Origin of the sequence: Microcoleus sp. S13_C5, from assembly GCF_036700845.1 — a bacterium.
Classification (GTDB): Bacteria; Cyanobacteriota; Cyanobacteriia; order Cyanobacteriales; family Microcoleaceae; genus Microcoleus.
Genome location: NZ_JAUBPR010000010.1, coordinates 1 through 19,003 on the forward strand (window position 1 = coordinate 1; position 19,003 = coordinate 19,003).

Annotated in this window: 13 protein-coding genes and 1 pseudogene; 4 read left to right on the plus strand and 10 right to left on the minus strand. The window is 47.7% G+C overall.

The window, feature by feature from the left end:
* Nucleotides 1-77 precede the first annotated feature (77 nt).
* The 3 genes and pseudogenes from QUA04_RS04660 to QUA04_RS04670 all read right to left on the minus strand — a co-directional run.
* Nucleotides 78-527 (minus strand): annotated as a pseudogene (locus QUA04_RS04660) (efflux RND transporter permease subunit); the annotation flags it as partial.
* A 238-nt stretch (nucleotides 528-765) separates the two neighbouring features.
* On the minus strand, nucleotides 766-900 hold the full coding sequence (locus QUA04_RS04665; RefSeq protein WP_333254227.1) for a hypothetical protein: 135 nt from the start codon (nucleotides 898-900) through the stop codon (nucleotides 766-768).
* A gap of 119 nt (nucleotides 901-1,019) precedes the next feature.
* Nucleotides 1,020-1,622, minus strand: coding sequence for a thioredoxin domain-containing protein (locus tag QUA04_RS04670; protein WP_333254229.1), 603 nt, complete (start codon nucleotides 1,620-1,622; stop codon nucleotides 1,020-1,022).
* Nucleotides 1,623-1,800: 178 nt separating this feature from the next.
* On the opposite strand from QUA04_RS04670, the gene QUA04_RS04675 reads away from it, so the two are divergent.
* Nucleotides 1,801-2,205, plus strand: a complete 405-nt coding sequence (locus QUA04_RS04675; RefSeq protein ID WP_333254232.1) for an NIL domain-containing protein — start codon at nucleotides 1,801-1,803, stop codon at nucleotides 2,203-2,205.
* A 63-nt stretch (nucleotides 2,206-2,268) separates the two neighbouring features.
* Nucleotides 2,269-2,712, plus strand: a complete 444-nt coding sequence (locus QUA04_RS04680) for a hypothetical protein (protein WP_333254234.1) — start codon at nucleotides 2,269-2,271, stop codon at nucleotides 2,710-2,712.
* A 935-nt stretch (nucleotides 2,713-3,647) separates the two neighbouring features.
* Here the strand turns inward: QUA04_RS04680 and QUA04_RS04685 are convergent.
* The 4 genes from QUA04_RS04685 to QUA04_RS04700 all read right to left on the minus strand — a co-directional run bounded on the left by QUA04_RS04685 (nucleotide 3,648) and on the right by QUA04_RS04700 (nucleotide 8,616).
* A complete protein-coding gene (locus QUA04_RS04685) occupies nucleotides 3,648-4,199 on the minus strand; it encodes a shikimate kinase (RefSeq protein ID WP_333254236.1) in 552 nt (183 codons plus the stop codon).
* 22 nt (nucleotides 4,200-4,221) lie between these two features.
* Nucleotides 4,222-5,106 carry a LapA family protein gene (locus QUA04_RS04690; protein ID WP_333254238.1) on the minus strand — a complete coding sequence of 295 codons (885 nt, stop codon included), beginning with the start codon at nucleotides 5,104-5,106 and terminating at the stop codon, nucleotides 4,222-4,224.
* Between the two features lie 108 nt (nucleotides 5,107-5,214).
* Nucleotides 5,215-5,838 carry a flavin prenyltransferase UbiX gene (locus QUA04_RS04695; RefSeq protein ID WP_242718598.1) on the minus strand — a complete coding sequence of 208 codons (624 nt, stop codon included), beginning with the start codon at nucleotides 5,836-5,838 and terminating at the stop codon, nucleotides 5,215-5,217.
* Nucleotides 5,839-6,249: 411 nt separating this feature from the next.
* Nucleotides 6,250-8,616, minus strand: a complete 2,367-nt coding sequence (locus QUA04_RS04700; RefSeq protein WP_333254240.1) for a ribonuclease R family protein — start codon at nucleotides 8,614-8,616, stop codon at nucleotides 6,250-6,252.
* A gap of 876 nt (nucleotides 8,617-9,492) precedes the next feature.
* On the opposite strand from QUA04_RS04700, the gene QUA04_RS04705 reads away from it, so the two are divergent.
* Nucleotides 9,493-10,500, plus strand: a complete 1,008-nt coding sequence (locus tag QUA04_RS04705) for a hypothetical protein (RefSeq protein WP_333254242.1) — start codon at nucleotides 9,493-9,495, stop codon at nucleotides 10,498-10,500.
* 204 nt (nucleotides 10,501-10,704) lie between these two features.
* Here the strand turns inward: QUA04_RS04705 and clpP are convergent, their stop codons facing one another.
* The gene (gene clpP / locus QUA04_RS04710; RefSeq protein ID WP_006635758.1) at nucleotides 10,705-11,313 is read right to left on the minus strand and encodes an ATP-dependent Clp endopeptidase proteolytic subunit ClpP; all 609 of its coding nucleotides are present in this window, start codon (nucleotides 11,311-11,313) and stop codon (nucleotides 10,705-10,707) included.
* A gap of 891 nt (nucleotides 11,314-12,204) precedes the next feature.
* Between clpP and QUA04_RS04715 the strand changes: the two genes are divergently transcribed.
* Nucleotides 12,205-16,086, plus strand: a complete 3,882-nt coding sequence (locus tag QUA04_RS04715) for a PAS domain-containing protein (RefSeq protein WP_445242288.1) — start codon at nucleotides 12,205-12,207, stop codon at nucleotides 16,084-16,086.
* Nucleotides 16,087-16,211: 125 nt separating this feature from the next.
* Here QUA04_RS04715 and QUA04_RS04720 read toward each other — a convergent pair whose 3' ends face one another.
* Nucleotides 16,212-17,432, minus strand: coding sequence for a heparan-alpha-glucosaminide N-acetyltransferase domain-containing protein (locus QUA04_RS04720; RefSeq protein ID WP_333254246.1), 1,221 nt, complete (start codon nucleotides 17,430-17,432; stop codon nucleotides 16,212-16,214).
* Between the two features lie 155 nt (nucleotides 17,433-17,587).
* Nucleotides 17,588-19,000, minus strand: a complete 1,413-nt coding sequence (locus QUA04_RS04725) for an adenylate/guanylate cyclase domain-containing protein (protein WP_333254248.1) — start codon at nucleotides 18,998-19,000, stop codon at nucleotides 17,588-17,590.
* Nucleotides 19,001-19,003 lie beyond the last annotated feature (3 nt).

Genomic DNA, 19,003 nt, shown 5'->3' on the forward strand with positions numbered 1-19,003 from the left:
TATTTTTAAACTACGACTCATAAACGCACCATACAAGCTATCTCTCTATTATATGCAACTTCACATAAAATTGGTATGAGGGCAAATTCGTAAACCGGCTGCTGGGAAGGGTCAACTTTGAAGAGAGTAGGGGATTCAACTGTGTCGGGAAGTCGGTTGCGGATGCGGTTGACAGCGGCGGTGGCGTCGTTGAGGGCTTGGTCGATGTTTCCCCCCGGTTTGAAGAATAAATCGACGCTGACTTGTCCTTCGCGAGTGCGGGAGAAAACTTGCATGACGCCTTCAGTGGCGGAAAGTCCTTGTTCGAGGGGGCGGGTAACTTCGTCAACTGCGACTTCAGGGGAGACTCCGGGGGCGTTTAAGCGCACGCCGATGCGGGGATAGGTGATGGAGGGTAGCAAGTCAACGGGCAATTGGGTGATGTAGAAAAAGCCCACGATTATAATAGCAAGTGTCAGCATGAGAGTGCCGATGTGGCGGCGAATCGCGGTCGCGCTAATGCTGAATCCGGGTTTGTCGGGAGTCATTTGATTTTTGATTTTTGATTTTTGATTTTTGATTTTTGATTTTAGACTTTAGACTTTAGATTGAAAAGTTTACCCCGTCAGTCAGCCTGCAAAGAAGTGAATCGCGGGGCTGGCGACCAAATTGTTTTCGGTCAGGGTTTATTTTGTATCGGGAGTGAGAGAATATTTACGCTCCGCACATTACAATTACTATAGTAAATCTTAATAAATTATGAAAAAAGTTTTTTTGAATATTCCTTTAGAGGTAGTCGATCGCCCAAAACGCAGATTGGCAGAAATTGCGATCGGCTTTTGAATCTCTGTAAGTTATCGCAATCAGGAACAGGCATCTTGCCTGTTCCACAAGAAAGTTTATTTGTTGTGGAACAGGCATCTTGCCTGTTCCTAAAGTCTTCTTCCCTTTACCCTCTTCTTTCTTCCTTCTTCCTCCTTCTTTCTTCTTGACATCCGTTACATCCGAAGAAAGCTAATCCGTTGCCGAACTTCCTTTTTTTACTGTACTTGAGAGCCGTGGGCGCGGGGGTCGGAGCTACTTGTTTTCACAGGCCCTGTGGGGGGAGTAAAATTAGAAACTTGACCGCCAGCTTGCACGTGTGGCAGAGGTTTTCCTGCAATTAAAGCTTCTAAGTTAGCTTCCATAATACTGCGCGGCATTTCGCCCATCGTTTCCGCAACGGCGCTGCCTTTATCGTTCAAATAGACAAAGTGCGGGATGCCATCTACTCTATACTTGGTGATTTCTGGCAGCCATTTGTCATTGTCTACATTCAGCATCACAAAATTTAGCGGTTCGGCGTATTTCTGTTTGATTTCGCTCAGATCGTTAGCCATTGCCTGACAGCTACCGCACCAATTAGCATAAAATTCCATGAGTGTCGGTTTGCCGTTTATCAAAGCAGTTTCTAATGGCGTTGAAGCTTTTGCCATATCGGTGAGACTGCTTGATGGCGTTTGGGTTTGCAGCCCTAAGAAGATGGATATTGAAAGGGCGATCGCTGTTAACACGATCAATAAGTTTCTGAGGCGCGTGGCGACTTTTGTTTCGGGATTTTTGGCGGCGGGGACGACAGTTGACTTGGGGGAATTCTGGGTCATAAAATAAATTGCGCTTTGATTTCTATGTTTTTATTTTAAATAATAGATTCAGATTATACCACATTTTGAGATAATCAGACCCATCTCATAAAAATTTGTGCTAAAGACACTAATTAGACCAAGTGCGCTAAAACATAAGATAACAAAGATTGTTTGTAAATTACCGAGGACTTACAGGGTGAAAAAACGGGTAACACTGACGTTTCCCCAACGATCGATCCAAATGCCTGTCACCTATCGACTGGCAAAGGATTTTAATGTTGCAGCCAACATTATCCGTGCTCAGGTGGCTCCGAATCAAGTGGGCAAACTGGTGCTAGAGTTATCAGGGGACATCGACCAACTAGAAGCGGCGATCGACTGGATGCGATCGCAAAATATCGGTGTTTCCCTAGCCAGTAGGGAAATACTCATAGACGAAGATATCTGCGTTCACTGCGGTTTGTGTACGGGAGTTTGCCCGACAGAAGCCTTGACCCTTGACCCAGAAAGCTTTAAACTAAGTTTTACTCGATCGCGGTGTATCGTGTGCGAGCAGTGCATCCCTACCTGTCCCGTGCAAGCTATTTCTACTAACCTCTAGGCCCTGTACAAACTCATCGGGATCATCATCTTTTTTTCCTGCTTCTCCTAATTTTGCCATCGGATGAAAAAAAATTCTTGGGTTTCCCTAACTCTACTTTTTGTTACTTATTTCGCCTTTGGCTGGCAATTATCTGAGTTTGATGTTCCCCCGCACATGACTTGGTTTCTAGCCATAGCTTCAATTTTAGTGTTGGCTGTCGCCTTGTCGTTCCCTCTGAGAGACATAAAATCCTTAATTGTGCGGTGGTTTTCAAGTGATATCGGTGCTTTTATTTCTATTATTGTAGGAGCTTTTGTGGCAGTGGTAGTGTTTACCTGGCTGCACCTTTTTGCTACTTGTTTACTCTTGATTTCAGCCGGAGCTTTGGCAAGACTCGATATTCAAATATCTGGTTGGAAAAGTTGGCGGTCTTTTGTAGTATTAATTACCATTTCTTTAGCAGGTGTGGGGCTGGGTGGAGCGATCGAGTTTTTGTCAAAAACAGGCAGGCTCGTATTCTCTTGATTGGGAACGGGAAATTCATCCAACCAAATTCTATAACTGGCAACGGATATTTAGCCGAGAACTATCAGAGCGCCCATCAATAAATACAGCTTATTTTTTTTCAATCCCCCACCCGGATTAATGCTCCCTTCCGCGCCGTAATCATAGCAGTTTTCAAGCCTGGTGAGGTACAGCATCTCAATTGCCGATTCCCCGCTGGTTGTTACCAATGCCCCATTCCCTATTACCAATTACCAATTACCTACGAACCTGGAGTGGAACTGAAAACCGCTATGGCAGTATTGAGGTGTAGCCACTGTTGCTCAAAATTTTATTCCCAAGAGTCCGCAAGTCGGGCAGCCAAAAACTCGATTGCAATAAAAAAGCAGCTTTAGGGAGCTGCTAGTCAGAATGCATGAGGTATTGTTTTTAGAATAGGACAGGTTGAATTCGATCGGTGCTGGGTTACATTTTTTGATACGGGAAAATTGATGAGTGAATGGACGATCGTAAAATCGTCACATAGGAGCATAGCATTGATGCTAAATTTCCCGACAATCAAGTTAGCGTTTAACTGTCCTTGCGCCCTACAGCCCTTCAGCGGTGGGGCCCTTTTATTTTTAGGGATAACTCAATAGCCGGCTTTAACGCATCAGACGAGCCTGCCATTAGTTGTTGTATAAAATCTCCGCATTGCCACATCCTCATACTTATAAAAGTTACGCATCACATCCACTCAAACCCGGTGGATTTCAAAATATTGGGTGGTTAAACGGACACACTCAGACCAAAATCAGTATTTTTACCGAAGTCATACCATTTTAGATTTTAGATTTTGGGAATGACTGATGAATCTGGTGGTTTGGAGCTTGCGTAGGGTTGCATTATTTTTGGGAACTAATATCAAAAGTCCTGAGAAACCTGTTATTTTCTCAGAAACCGGGTTTATGAATGTATCAATTGAGTTCAGGCCCGGTTTCTGGTTTAATAACTTTTTGGATTTCCTCGATCGCCCTAGTCGCCACTGCTTCAGGCCTTTCGCCCACACCTCCACAGACTCGGACATCTGCTTGAGTGTAGAAACGCTCTCGCTCTTTCAAAAGGCTTTGCAGCTTAGATTTGATTTCGCCCTCCTGCAGTAGGGGTCGAGCGGTGTCCGAACGCAGTCGATCGTAGAGTTGATCAACAGGCACATCCAGCCAAACTACTACACCGTAGTGCAAGTAACCCCAATTCATCGATCGCGTCACAATACCGCCGCCCGTAGCCACAACCGAATTTTTATAAGCAGACAATTCGCCGAGCACTTTAGTTTCTAGTTCCCGAAATGCCTCTTCCCCTTCTCGATCGAAAATCTCAGCAATTGACTGATTAGCAACTCGAACAATTAGTTCATCAGTATCAAAAAAACGGTATTTTAATTTTCTTGCCAAAAGCCGCCCCACCGTTGTTTTTCCCGCACCCATCATCCCGACAAGATAGATATTTACTCCCCTCAACCCATCCACTGCCAAATCCTCCGATATTTTTCTATTTTTTCAGGTTAATCGATCCGCCACTGGGGCCATCATCGTCATCAAACTCATCACCCTCATCCAATCCCCAATCATCCTCTGCTTCTGCAAGAGGATTTATTGGTGCTTCATCAGCGGGTTTAGGAATCTCCCCTCCCGGAGGAACCAGCACTCGATACTCCGCATCGTATACAGCCTCAGTTTGCCCCACCCCAGACTGGCTCGGATCTCGATAGCCGTAAGAATATACTGAGCCAGCCCAAGACTTGCTTTTCGGTTCCTGCTGAGCTTCGTAAGCCCTCGGATTTGCCGCTGGAACATCATTTACCTGCGGTTGATCGGGAAAATCGCGATCGTCCCCCCAATCGTCATCGCCCCCTTGAGAACCCGATTTTGAGCCATCTGAGACCCAATCATCCTCATCGTCTGCTGCTGCATAACTCCCCGGTTGAGCGTAATCCTTCGCCCCATCAGGGTTCGGAGTTTCTTGCAGGAAAGTCCGGGAACTGTAACCGGCCGGCGTACCGTACTCAGTTCGGTAGGAACCTGCAGCCTGAGTTTGGCTATTTTCCCTATTCAGATCCGGGTCAATTTCCTGTTTTCTAGGAGGGGGAGGTGGCGTGTAAGGTGTTCTCCCGTCTTCGGGGAAAGTATCGGGACGGCTGCGACTGGATCGGCCGGTGCGGGTCCGCGTTGAAGATAGGTAATTTGAAAAAGCCAGCAAACCAGAAATCAATAAAGATGTGAGAGCTCCCACCGCCATGCTGAGCAAAATCCAGATAGATAAAGGCACAGCAGGCGATCGAACTCCCAAAAACACCAGCGATAATGCCGGCTCCACATTTTGCAGGGCAAAAATAGTCAGCCCTACCACAATCACTAGCAAAAATACAGGTCGCATATTAAAAATATTGGTAATTGCTAATTGGGAATTGGGAATTGCTAATTTAAACTAACAAATTATCAATAACAAATAACAAACTGTCAACTGTCAACTGTCAACTATCAACTAACTCCCTTCTTCTTCCTTCCAGCGTTTGAGAGGAACGCAATCAATCCCCAACTGGTCTAAAGCGCGAGCCACCACAAAGTCTACCAAATCTTCAATAGTTTGCGGATTGTGATACCAAGCAGGAATCGCTGGTACAATTCTAGCTCCAGCTTCCGCCAAGGTAGTCAAATTCCGCAGGTGGATCAAGCTAAAAGGCGTTTCGCGAGGCACGAGTACCAATTTTCGCCCTTCCTTGAGCTGAACGTCGGCCGCTCTTTCGAGCAAATCAGAGCTCAAGCCAGCAGCCAACTTGCCTAGCGTACTCATGCTACAGGGAATAATCATCATCCCTTGGGTGCGAAAGGAGCCACTAGCAATATTAGCACCGACATCTTGCCAGGGATGGCACCGAAGTTTACCCATTGTGGCGACTCCTGCTTGTTCCCGCCAGAATTCCTCTTGTAGCGTCGGTTCTGCGGGCATTCGAGTGTTCTGTTCGCTTTGCCAAACCATGTAAGTAGATTTCGATGCTACCAGTTCGATCGCGCGATCGGCTTCCAACAAATATTTCAATGTTCGCACCGCATAAATCAGTCCCGATGCTCCAGTAACTCCTAAGATTAGGGGGTAGTTATTCGTCATTAGTTATTTGTTAGTTGTCAGTTGACTGTTGTTAATAATTAGTTGTTACATCAAATCTGTTAGCATCGGAATTATTCATCTATCTATTTTCTTCATCTGCGTGAATCAGCGTCAATTCCTTGTCATCTACGGTTAAGGAATTATCTTTTTTTTAACCGCAGATACAGGCAGATTAACACAGATTAACGCAGATAAGTTATATGAATTCTGGTTGCACCGTCCGTGATTGTTGACTGTTGACTGGATTTGACGCCCGACGATGCTATCAGATTTGATATTAGTCCTTAATTATTTATTGATGATTGCTGAGTATAGTTTTTCGCCAACTTCTTAATACTTAGTTGCCAGACAATGACAACTAAGTATTGAGAAAAGTTAACAGTCAACAGTCAACTGTCAACTGTCAACAGATTATTCATCATCATCAAAAGCTTGACTGCCGCCGCCAACTGCAACTAAATCAATTTGCTGGCGGTAGTAGTCAACACTCTTGACTTGAACTTCTACCCGATCGCCCAAACGGTACTGATTGCGGTTTTTGCGGCCCACTAGAGTTTGCTGGCGCGAGCGATACTCGTACCAGTCATCCTTGAGCGAAGAAACGTGTACCAGTCCCTCAACACGCAGGATGTCGCTCTCCGGCGGCCGCACCTCAATTTCCACAAAGAAACCGTAAGACTGCACGCCTGTAATCAAACCCTGGAAAGTTTGACCGGTGCGTTCTTTCATCAATCCGGTTTTCTTCAATCCCTGCAAATCGCTTTCGGCATCCTCAGCAACTCTTTCGCGTTCGGTTAGGTGTACTACTACCGATGCAAACTCTGTCTCAAATTCGTGGTGCAAATCTGGGGGGAGAACATTCCAAGTAATTTGACCGTGACAGGAGGAATGGTGCAAGTCAACTTTTTCCTTAGCCCGTGTTGTGCGGCTGCTGCGGCCTTGCTCGAACACCGCTTGCAACACCCGCAGTACCAGCAAATCGGCGTAGCGGGAAAGTGGCGAAGTGCAGCGCGTGTAACCCTCTGACAGCGCCAAACCGAAGTGTGGCTTGGGAGTTGTGCTGTAAACAGCGGGCTTCATGGTGTCTTCGAGCAGATAGGTGAGAACTCTTTCGGACTTCAGGCCGGCAAACTGCTGGGTAAATCGCTGAAAGTCCAAGGGCAAAACTTCTTCTTCGGTTTCGAGATACAGTTCGCCTCCGAGGTTGTTCGAGAGTTTGATGAACTCTTGAATGTCTGCCGGGTCTGGCATCGGTTGGACGCGGTAAATTGCTGGGACTCCCAAGGCTTGCAGGTGGGTGGCGACAGCTTGGTTGGCGAGTACGACTAACTCGGAGACCGCCGACTGGGCGGGGGTAGCGACTGCAAAAGCTCCTAATTCGCCTTCGTCGTCGAAGTGAGAGTTAGCATCGGGCAAATTTAGTTCAAAAGCTCCTCGCTTGAGCCTTGTCTGTCTGGCAGCCTGTGAGGCGGCCCCGAGTTGATCTAGGAAAGGACGGAGGGCGGAGGATAAAGGGTGCTCTTCGGCACCGCCTGGTTCGAGAATTGCTTGAGCTTGCTGGTAGGTGAGGTGGTAGTCAATTTGAATGACGCTGGCTTGAATCTCGTATTCTAGGAGTTCTCCTGATTCATCTAGGGTCAGCAGTATGCTGAAGGCCAGCCGTTCGCTGTCAGGCAGCAGAGAGCAGCGCTCGTTGAGGATTTCTGGCAGTACGGCGATGATTTTTTCTCCCAGATGGGCGGCGGTGCCTCGCTTGCGGGCTTCGCGGTCGATCGGGGTTTCTGGCTGTACGTACTCGGCGGCGTCGCTGATGTGGATTCCTATTTGCCAGCGGCCGGGCTTCAGGGTTTCGATCGACAAAGCGCGTTCCACTGGCGGATCGGAGAGGAATGATGTTGGATCAAACTCGTTTTCGCCTCCTCCTTCGGAGAGATTTTCCTCCGGGGCTTGAGGAGCATTGTTTTCGCTGTTGCTTGTTCCCGGTTCGTTTTTGCTGAAGCTAACAGTCAGAATGTTACGCAAGTCTAGGCGTTTTTTGATGTCGGTTTTTTTGACTTTGCTCGGCAAATTTTCGGCTGCTTTGATGACTGCGGCGGGGAACGATCGTGGCAAGTCGTGTTTGCAGCATACGATGTCGAGGTCGTCAGCAGCTTCGGCGTCGGAACCGAGTACCTGTACTACTTTGCCGACTGGGCGATGGGTGCCGAGGGGGTAGCGTTTGACTTCGACGTGTACTAGGTGGTCGATCGCCTCTTGGAGATTTGTGCCATTTGCGAGCAAGTCTAGTTCAAACAACAGGCGATCGTCCAGGGGGATTGCTCTGTAGCTGACGCGGCCGGTGGGGGTGGCGGTTTGCTTGACTCGCGCTAGTACCGAGGGGTTGGCGCGTTCGAGGATGAGCATGACTTCGCCTTCGGGCGATCGGCGGCGGCTACCTTCTTTGATGATTTTGACTAAGACTCGATCGCCATTCCAAGCTGTCGAGAGGTGACTTTCCCGCACATAAACGTCTTCTGAGCCTTCGGCGTCTTGAATTGCAAAGCAAAATCCTTTGCTCGAACAACGAAGTTTTGCTTCTACTACGTCGTCTTCAGCTACTCGGCGATATCGGCCTTTGTCCTTGACTAATATGCCAATTTTCTCTAGAGCTTCTAATGCGATTTGAAGTTTGAGTTGACTGGTGGCGTCGTTGCAGTCGAGTTTTTTCTCCAATGCTTTAGGGGCCACTAATTTGTCTTCTGTAAAATTTGCCAGCAGTGCAGCGATAGAAAATTCCATGTAGCGATCGATCCTCTTGTTTCCAGCAATTAGTCTAATTTTGGCGAAATCAGCCGCACCCCCTCGGGCCCTCGTAGTGCCTGCTTCCCAACAAATGCGCGGGTTGATAGGTGGAGACGCGAGCACAGCCACCTTGTTTCATCGCGAGGTTTTTTTGAGATTCTCTCCCGACACCGGCTTGGTGCTAATTGTCTGCAGTCTGTCTTGAACTGACTGCTGACGGTGCAGACAAATGTCCCGCACGCTATTCCCCAATACAATTTTTTAGCATTGGTTTGTTTGCTTTTAGGTCAGCAGCGCCGAGCACTTTGCGAATTAGAAAGCCCCTGTCGGTTCTTAAAAGATGGCTCGATACTGAAAGCGACGGCTTGAGTCGAGGATGAGCCGATGGAGGGATGGAGATGGAGAAAATTTGCATTTCTTCCTTCTGCCTTGTTCCTTCTGCCTTGTTCCTTCTTCCTTTTGAAGTGCCTCTTGCTTCTTGCTTTAGCAAAGAATTTACCGCATCAAGGCAAAATTGCTAGTAGCTCGCTGCTGCGATGCCCCTGTTTTTTGCACGCTATCTGCCCTTGCGGACAGAGGTGCAACGAGCGGGTCGGGAGCAATCTGTGCTGTAGAAAGTGCAAGGTACACAAAACCGGAGACTTTTACTACTTTTGCTTAGTTGCTGTGTCATCTCCTATAGGTAGAAATGACGCCCGATGCTTGTTAGCTTAAACCGCTGGATGTGGGATGGGGTTTAGTGGCGTGAAAGGTTGCGCGGATGACTCACCTTTAATTTATTGTATGTTGAATATGTGCTTTCAGAAAATTGTTTTCTCTAGGCTGTACTACACTTAAGTCATAAGCCCCTTCTGGTTTCGGGGTCAAAAAATTATGTTTGCTGAATTTCGCGCCCTTTATCCCGCTGGACAGTTAATTTGTGAGTTGCTGACTGTTCATCACGGTAAGTTTGTTGTTCGCTGTCTGGTTCAGGTTGACGGCAAAACTCTGGCTACGGCTATGTCGGCTGCTGAGTCTGTTGAGGATGCTGAAGACCGGGCCCGGTTGCGAGCGATCGCGGTTCTTGGATCTGCTGCGCCCGATCGTGCGATCGCAAGTGTTGATCCGGCTCCGGTTGCTCCGGTTGCTCCGGTTGCTCCGGTTGCTTCGGTTGCTGCTGTTCCCCCTCCTCCTGCTGTTTCCCCGGTTGCTGCTGTTCCCCCTCCCCCTCCTCCTGCTGTTCCGGTTCCTGTGGGGCCGACAAGTGTTCCTCTTCCGGTTCTAGAAATGCCTGTTACTGACAAAGTGCCTGATACACATCAAAGCAATTTTGTCAAGACTGAAGCGAAATTAAATGAAGAGCCGATCGCACCTGTACCGGAACCGCTGCCGCCAACGGTCGATCGGACGGAGGCTACTGGGTTTGTACCAAAGCAGTTAGACTCGGACGCTTGGCTTTCTTCTAGCTACGGCGAACCGATCACGGAACTGGAGATGCCGACTTCTAGCCAAAGTGAACTGCTACAGGGTGCGGCGGAAGTCAGGGAATTGCAACCGATCGCAGTGGGAATTCCGAGCGATGCGATCGAGGATAATTCTGATACGATCGCCCAAATAGACGCCATCCTCAAACGCCTGCAATGGAAGAAAAAACAGGAAAGCGACTGTCTCGAACAAAATTACGGCAAGTCGTCGCAGAGAGAGCTTTCTAGCGAACAGTTGGTAGATTTCCTAGAATATCTGGAAATCTACAGCAGAACTACTGAAGAAATCAAGCGGTTGGGCTGGACTGCCAACCAAGGAAAAGATTATCTCAAACAAGGTTATGGCAAAGAAGCGCGCCATTTCTTAAATCAAGTAGAATTGCTCGACTTCCTGCAATATCTCGAATCTTTGCCCTAGTAATTATGTAGGGTTTCTAGGTGTGATGTTTTTTTAGAAAAAGCTACATATAGCAGTTTTCAAGTGTATGAAATACAGTAAGGAGTTAACTATCATGCGCCCCAACATCTGTAATTCACTCCACTGAAAACTGCTATATGACCGTTAAAAATTAAAAATCAAAAATGAAGAAGATTTCCTCATTTTTGATTTTTAACTTTTCATTTAGACGACAGCGGCGATCGGGCGGCTGGCGGAAGGACGGCGATCGATCACTTGATCTACTAATCCGTAGTCCTTTGCTTCTTCAGCGGACATGAAGAAATCCCGTTCGGTATCTTCTTCAATGCGGGAAAGCGGCTGACCGGTATGGTTGGCAAGATGTTCGTTCAGGCGGCGTTTGTGGTACAAAATTTCTTTGGCCTGAATTTCAATATCGGTTGCTTGTCCTTGAGCTCCGCCTAGAGGTTGGTGGATCATAATCCGGGAGTGAGGCAAACTCATCCGCTTGCCTTTAGCGCCGGCACTCAACAGAAAAGCGCCCATGCTGGCTGCCAAACCGAGACAAATAGTGCAAATGTCGGGGCGGATGTGGTTCATCGTGTCAAAAATGCCCATACCTGCTGTTACCGAACCCCCTGGGGAGTTGATATAGAGGTAAATATCTTTCTCCGGGTCTTCGGCGTCTAAAAATAGCAATTGGGCAACAATCAGGTTAGCCAAGTCTGAGTCAACCTGTTGGCCCAAGAAGACGATGCGATCGCGCAGGAGTCGCGAGTAAATGTCAAAGGCGCGTTCGCCGCGACCGGATTGTTCTATAACTGTTGGGATCATTGACGCCTGCCTGCCTATTACGTATCTTTTTTTAATTTTAGCGATTAGGGCTCAGTTATAGCTAGCGATCGGTGGCGGGCGATCGGCTTTTACGCGCAAAATCCTTAAGCTGGCATGGGTTGAGGCATTTGGGCCGTCGCAATTTCTTGATTCGGAAGCTCGATCTGCTTTTTCTGCTTTAGACTAATTCAATACTCCGGAGAGGTTTTAGATAGGGATGCGATGCCTACGGCAAACTTCGCTAACGCAGTACAGCACAGAAGCGAAAAAGTGAGTGGAATCAAAGCTAAAAACAAACAGAAAAAAAGGCATTATTTTAAGTTAAACTACAAAAAACACCAGCTTTTTAGATGGTTGGCTTATGAATATTATTAAATCAATAATACAACAAATACAGCGATTCGTCAACCCCAAAACAAGTTTTTAGTGGTTTTATCGTCAACAATTTGGCTCGTTTATGGTTCGGTTAAACTGACCAATTTCAGTTGTTAGAGTTGTTTAAATGAAAAAACTGCTCGTCGTCAGTTTCGCTCATGGTTTAACTTTCCACAATTTAATCAATGCTGCTTAAAAACTGTCCAGACTATTGTTAAGGGAGATCGGTCTGTCTACTTTTTGACAGATATTGAGTATGATAGATACCATGTCCTTAAAGTGTATGAGATATTCTAAGAGTAACGATTAATCGTTGGGAGAATCGAGGGATTCAACCCTCACCTTTGGCATTAAGGCAAATTCGGACGCGGGTTGCTGAACTGGGTCAATCCTCTTCAATCGTCATTCGAGAGGGCAGCAAACAGCTTTTAGCTCAGTATTTTCAGCGAGGTAGAGTGTGTGATTGATGTGGTAGATGAGGCTGCTCGTAAAAATTTATTTGCAGGCGATAGCGAGATGGCGATGCTGATGCGATCGCACGATTGGTCGCAAACACCACTGGGGGCTGTCAAAACCTGGCCGGACAGTCTGAAAACTGCTGTGCAAATTCTGTTGACAGAACTCGATCGCACCCAGCACCCAGAAAAGACGCAGCTAGAATCCGATCTGCCGCAGAAACGCCAATCAACAAATGCCTTGTATCAAACTGCCCAAGCCGATGCGTTTCGAGTCAAGCTCACCAATGCGCTGCGCCCGCTGACTGATGCTAATGAGATTCAGGCGATCGCGGCCCGTGTTCTGGGCGAGTCTCTAGGCGCAAGCCGCGTCATTTACGTTGAAGTGTTACCCGGTGGCAAAGAGGTCGTCGTTCATAAAAACTACACGAACAATGTTGCCGAACTGAGTGGGGTGTACCATACGGAAGACTTCGGACGCGACCTAACAGACGACCATCGAGCGGGGCAAACGGCGATCGTTCCCGATGTGGCAAACTACCCTAAATACACAGCCAGCCAGAAGGAAAGGTATCACTCGATAGATATTGCCGCGCATATTGATGTGCCACTGATTAAGAACGAGCGATTCGTCGCGTTGCTAGCGGTGCATCAGGCAAACCCTCGCCAGTGGAGGGAAGACGAGGTAAGACGAGTTGAGGAAACCGCAGAGCAAACGTGGGCAGCCGTTGAACGTGCCTGTGCTGAAGCCGTTTCGCTTGAGAGTCGCACCGAACTCGAACGGCAACTGCGAAAGTTCGATGCGATCGTCGGTGCAATTCCCGATTTTATTTACACCTTCAACCTGTCAGGACGGTTCACTTATATCAGTCCGGCGTTGCTCGATCTTTGGCAGAAAACTTCGGATGAAGCTTTGGGAAAGAACTTTTTCGAGCTGGATTATCCCACCGATTTAGCGACTCGACATCAGGAACAGATTCAACAAGTCATCAAGACGCGCCAGCCGCTCAAGGATGAAGCACCCTACACTAGCGCGATCGGTACGCGCACCTATGAATACATTTTCGTGCCGCTTTTAGACATAAACGGCGCAGTCGAAGCAGTGGCAGGCGTGACGCGAGACATGACCGATCGCAAACTGGCAGAACAAGCCTTGCGCCAAAGCGAGGAGCAGACTCGGAATATTGTGGAGAGCATCGCTGAAGCCTTCTTTGCCCTGGATGAAAACTGGCGGTTCACTTACGTCAATCGATCTGCTGGGGTACTGCTCGATCGCCCTCCAGATGATTTGATTGGCAAAAATTTATGGGAAGAATATCCAGAACTGATTGGCCATGAGTTGGAGGAGATTCACTGGAGGGCCATGCGCGATCGCGTGGCTGCCTCAATGACCGCGTTTTACCAAAACCACGATCGCTGGTACGAAGTTCGCACCTACCCCGCCCCAAACGGCATCACCGTTTATTTCAAAAATCTTACCGAGCAGATTCAAACTGCCGCAACTCTGCGTCAATCCGAAGAACGCTACCGGACGCTGTTTGAGTCGATTGGCGATGGCTTTTGCGTCATCGAGATGCTGTTTGATAAAGACGATCGCGCGATTGACTACCGCTTTTTAGAAGTCAATCCGTCGTTTGAACAACAATCAGGATTGGTGCAGGCAGTGGGCAAGCGGATGCTTGAACTCGCCCCAGATCATGAGAAGCATTGGTTTGAAATTTATGGCAGAATCGCGATAACGGGCGAACCGCTTCAGTTTGAGAATTATGCTAAAGCACTGAACCGTTGGTTCGATGTGTATGCCTGTCGCACCGGTGAAGCCCAAGCGCGAAAAGTAGCGATCGTCTTCAAAGATATTAGCGATCGTAAACGGGCAGAAGAAATTGCGCGGCGAAACGCCGAATTTGATGCTTTCCGTGTCTCTATCGCCGACGCGCTCCGCCCGCTTGCCGACCCAGTAGAGATTCAGGCTACGGCCAGCCGCGTGCTGGGCGAATATCTCGGCGCGAACCGCGTGCTGTACTTCGAGGTTCGCGGCGCTGATTACGTCGTTGAGCGCGATTACGTCAACGGAGCCGCAACAATGGCTGGCAAATACGCGATTGATTCGTTCGGCCCAAAGCTGCTTGCAGCGTACCGCACGGGTTGCCCTGTGGTCGCATCCGATGTGGAAGCCGATCCCAACCTATCCCCAGAGCAGCGATCGGCCTACGCCGCGAGCCAGATTGGGGCATACATCGGTATACCCCTGGTCAAGGAAGGCGAGTTTGTAGCGGGGCTGGCAGTCCACACATCCGAGCCACGAGCTTGGACGCTGGACGAGGTGTCTCTGGTGGAAGAAGTTGCCGAGCGTACTTGGGCGGCAGCCGAACGCGCCCGCTCCGAAGCAGCCTTGCGCGACAGTGAGGAACTAAAGCAACGCATACTGGAAAGCAGTCAAGATTGCATTAAAGTCTTAATGCTCGATACCGAAATCGTCTATATCAATCCAGGCGGGTTGTGCCTGTTGGAAATCGATGATCCGTCACTCGTTCTAAACACCAGTTGGCAAGATATCTGGCAAGGTAAATATTATGAAAATGCCAAGGCCGCGATCGCGGCTGCCAAAGCAGGCAATACAGGTCAGTTGCAAGGCTATCTTCCCACTTACAAGGGCACCCCGAAGTGGTGGGACATTATTATCACACCCGTGCGGAATACCACTGGACAAGTGACGCAACTTTTAGCAATTTCCCGCGATATCACGAAGCAAAAGCAAGCTGAAACTGAACTGGAACGACTGCTGGCGCAAGAGAAAGTTGCGCGAGAAGCTGCCGATCGCGCCAACCAGATTAAAGATGAGTTTTTGGCGGTGCTGTCCCATGAATTGCGATCGCCCCTCAATCCGATTCTCGGCTGGTCAAAACTATTGCAGCAGAGAAAATTGGACGCGGCAAAAACCGCAATGGCATTGATGACGATCGAGCGTAACGCCCGACTCCAGGCGCAACTCATTGACGATTTGCTGGATATCTCTCGGATTTTGCGCGGCAAACTGATTTTAACCGTGTTGCCGGTCGATCTGAGTAAAGTCATCTCAGAAGCGCTGGAGACGGTTCGATTAGCCGCAGAAGCGAAAGCCATTCAAATTTGCACAACGATTTTACCCAGTGTTGGCATCGTCATCGGCGATGCTGGACGGTTGCAGCAGGTAATCTGGAATCTGTTGTCTAACGCGGTCAAATTCACACCTCACCGGGGACAAGTCGCTGTTACTCTAGCTGTGGATGAAATCCACGCTGAAATTCAAGTTACTGATACTGGAAAAGGCATTCGCTCTGACTTCCTGCCCTATGTTTTCGAGCATTTCCGGCAAGAAGATGGAGCCACCACCCGCAACTTTGGCGGCTTGGGATTAGGACTGGCGATCGTGCAGCAAATTGTGGAATTGCACGGGGGAACAGTCGCGGTTGATAGCCTTGGTGAAGGACAAGGAGCGACGTTTACAGTTCGCATTCCGCTTGCGCCTCGCTCTCATGAATTGCCCGCGATCGAGCAGCCCTCTGACTCAACGGGAAATTTAAGCGGCATTCACGTCTTAGTCGTGGATGATGAGGTAGACTCCCGGGAGTTTGTAGCGTTTGTTTTAGAACAAGCGGGGGCGATCGTCACTAACGTCGCCTCTGGAATCGAGGCACTGCAAGCGTTTCGCCAAGCAGTTCCAGACATCATTGTGAGTGATATTGGAATGCCAGAAATGGATGGCTATATGCTCATGCGTCAGATTCGCAGTCTGCCGCTTGAGCAAGGCGGACAAATTCCTGCGATCGCCCTGACTGCCTATGCTGGGGAGATGGATCGACAGCAGGCGATCGCAGCAGGCTTTCAACGTCACCTTGCTAAACCTATCGATCCAGACGCAGTGGTAGCGATCGTCACCGAATTAGTATGCTCTTGTAGTTAATTTAGTAATTAAACAATATAGTCAGCCCGAGTTTTACCGCGGTATTCACCGACAATACCCAAAGCCTTTTCAAGTAGATCGGGCGCTACCCATAAAAGAGTTATATCCACTAGATACCAAACTACTCAAATTTTTATCGCCCAATCACGTCGGTACATTCCATACAAAATTAACCACCAAAATAAGACCGCACTCACGGCAAACGCTAGGGAACCATTCAGCGGCCCCGCCCACGGCACAAACCAGTTCTCGTAAATCCAAGTGTAGGTACTTGGAGGACTTTCGCCCCTGCCAATATGGGTTTTCAACAGGATTCTGGCAACTATACCGGAAGCAACAAACAGGAAAATTGCATTCACTCCCATGATTTCAAACGGCTTCCCCCATTTCCAACCTCGCACTTCAATTGTTTCGTAGCAAGCTGCTAGCAATAGCAACGCCCAACCAGCCGTAAAAACTACATAGGAACTTGTCCAAAGTTGTTTGTTGATCGGAAATGAAAATCCCCACAAGTGGCCGATTACCACGCAACAGAGGCCGCAGATTGCTAAGTTAATACTGGTGCGGGTTTTGATTGGTTCTAGTCGCAGCCACTCTCCTGTAAAGTAGCCGATCAGGACTGTTACAACTGCGGGTAAGGTACTCAACAATCCTTCGGGGTCGAAGGGGCCGCCTTTGTACAGGTGTTGGCTACCGAGAATTAGCCGATCGACATATCCTCCTAAATTTCCTTCTGGCGTGAGTTCCCCGGCAGTGTACCCCCCTACAGTAAACACGGTTAATGCGCCCCAATAGCCCAACAGCACAGCAACAGCGAGCAGCTTTTGATTGCGGGGGGAAAGGTTGAGAATGGCGATCGCACTGATGAAATAAGCTAAGCCGATCCGCTGCAATACTCCCATGATGCGGATTTTACCGAAGTTTTCTACGGGGGCGCTGTTGAGAAGTACCTCAAGGGCGATCGAAGATGTATTTAGCAGCAATCCTAATATAAATAGAATCGCGGCGCGGCGCGCAATTCGCCAGTAAATATTTGAAGAAGGAAGAAGGAAGAAGGAAGAAGGAAGAGGGTTTTTAGCAGATTCTGATTTTTCCTTTGTTTGTGTAATTTTTGAGGTTTCTATTGGGGTTTTTGGATAATTTTGAATATATTTAGACAGCGAGAAAGACATCGCGCAGCCAACGATGAACAAGAAAAACGGAAATACTAAGTCTGTCGGGGTGCAGCCGTGCCATTCTGCGTGGTCTAGCGGTGGATATACCTGTTCCCAACTACCGGGGTTGTTGACTAGAATCATCGAGGCGATCGCAATTCCGCGAAAAACATCAAGGGATTTTAAGCGCATAAATTAAGTTATTTGTTCACTGTTCACTGTTCACTATCTTAGCGGATGCCCATTTCCTAATTCTTTTCGGCCCAATTCCCAATTCCCCATGCCCCATGCCCCATTCCCAATTCCCTATGCCCCATTCCCCATGCCCCATTCCCAATTCCTCTTAACTAAATTTCAATTCCTTCCAGAGTCATAATGACTGCATTCTTCATCAACATATCGCAGCGTTCTGCATAAAAAGATGCTGCCTTATCATACTTATTAATTTGCAAAACGCGCAGAAACATTTGTCTTGCTTGCGCGAATTGCTGCTGGTAGTGAAAAAAAATTCCCTGTTCAAAATAAGTTTGAGTTTGTGCTTTTAGTTCGATCATTGTCGGCGAGTCGCCATCGTAAATTTCAAATACAGCCACAGGTGTTTGTTTTCCTTTTACTTGAACGCGATCGAGAAACCGGCACTTGTAATGTTGAGGATCGTCTATCCGGCAAAGGGTTTGGACACTAGCTACAATAGCCACCCCATAAAGCTTTGTCAATCCTTCCACGCGGGAAGCTAAATTAACGGCATCAGAAATCACCGTACTTTCCATTCGTTCCGCTTCGCCAATCGTACCTAACATTAGAGTCCCCGTATGCAAACCAATCCCTATCGAAATAGGTTGATAGCCACTGTTTTGCCTGTGTCTGTTATAAATTTTCACTTGCTGCTGCATCTCAATTGCTGCTTGCACAGCATCTTCAGCCCTGTTAGGAAACAAAGCCATAATTCCGTCGCCAATATATTTATCTATAAAACCGTTGTACTGGCGGATAACCGGGCCAACTCGGCTTAAGTAAGAGTTAAGAAATTCAAAATTTTCTCGGGGAGACATACTTTCTGAAAGACTTGTAAATGAGCGAATGTCGGCAAACATAATCGTCATTTCTGCTTGTACAGCGTCTCCTAGTCTCGCATCAACGATGCTTTCTCTTTTGAGAAATTTCAAAAATTCACGGGGTACAAAACGGGCTGATGCGGCTGCAATTTTTTCGAGTTCGCTTTTGCTGGATTCGATTTGATTGAGTGATCTAAATGCTCTCAGGGCGGTGACTACTGTGGTAAATAATTTTTTGTTAGTAAGTTCTGTTTTGGTTTTGTAATCATTGATATCGTAGCTGACAATTACTACATCTTCTGGTATTTGCCCGGGCTGTCCAGTGCGTAAAATAATCCGCACTACTTGATTATTTAAAATATCGCGGATGTATTTAACTACTTCCAAGCCTGCTTCTTCTGTTTCCATAACTACATCGAGTAAAATCAATGCTATGTCGTAGTTATTTTGGATTATTTCTTTAGCTTCTTTTCCTGAGTAAGCGCTGATAAATGTTATACTTTTTCCTTCAAATTTAAAATCATTTAACGCTAATTTAGTAATATTGTGAATTTCTATTTCATCATCCACAATTAATATTTTCCAACTTTCTTCTAGCGGTTTTTGTTCAGCCTCATCTTCCTCGGCAAATATTAATTCATCGTCGCCTGCGGCGATTAATTCATCATCGCCTGCAGCCAACAGGTTTTTACTAGCTTCTGACATATA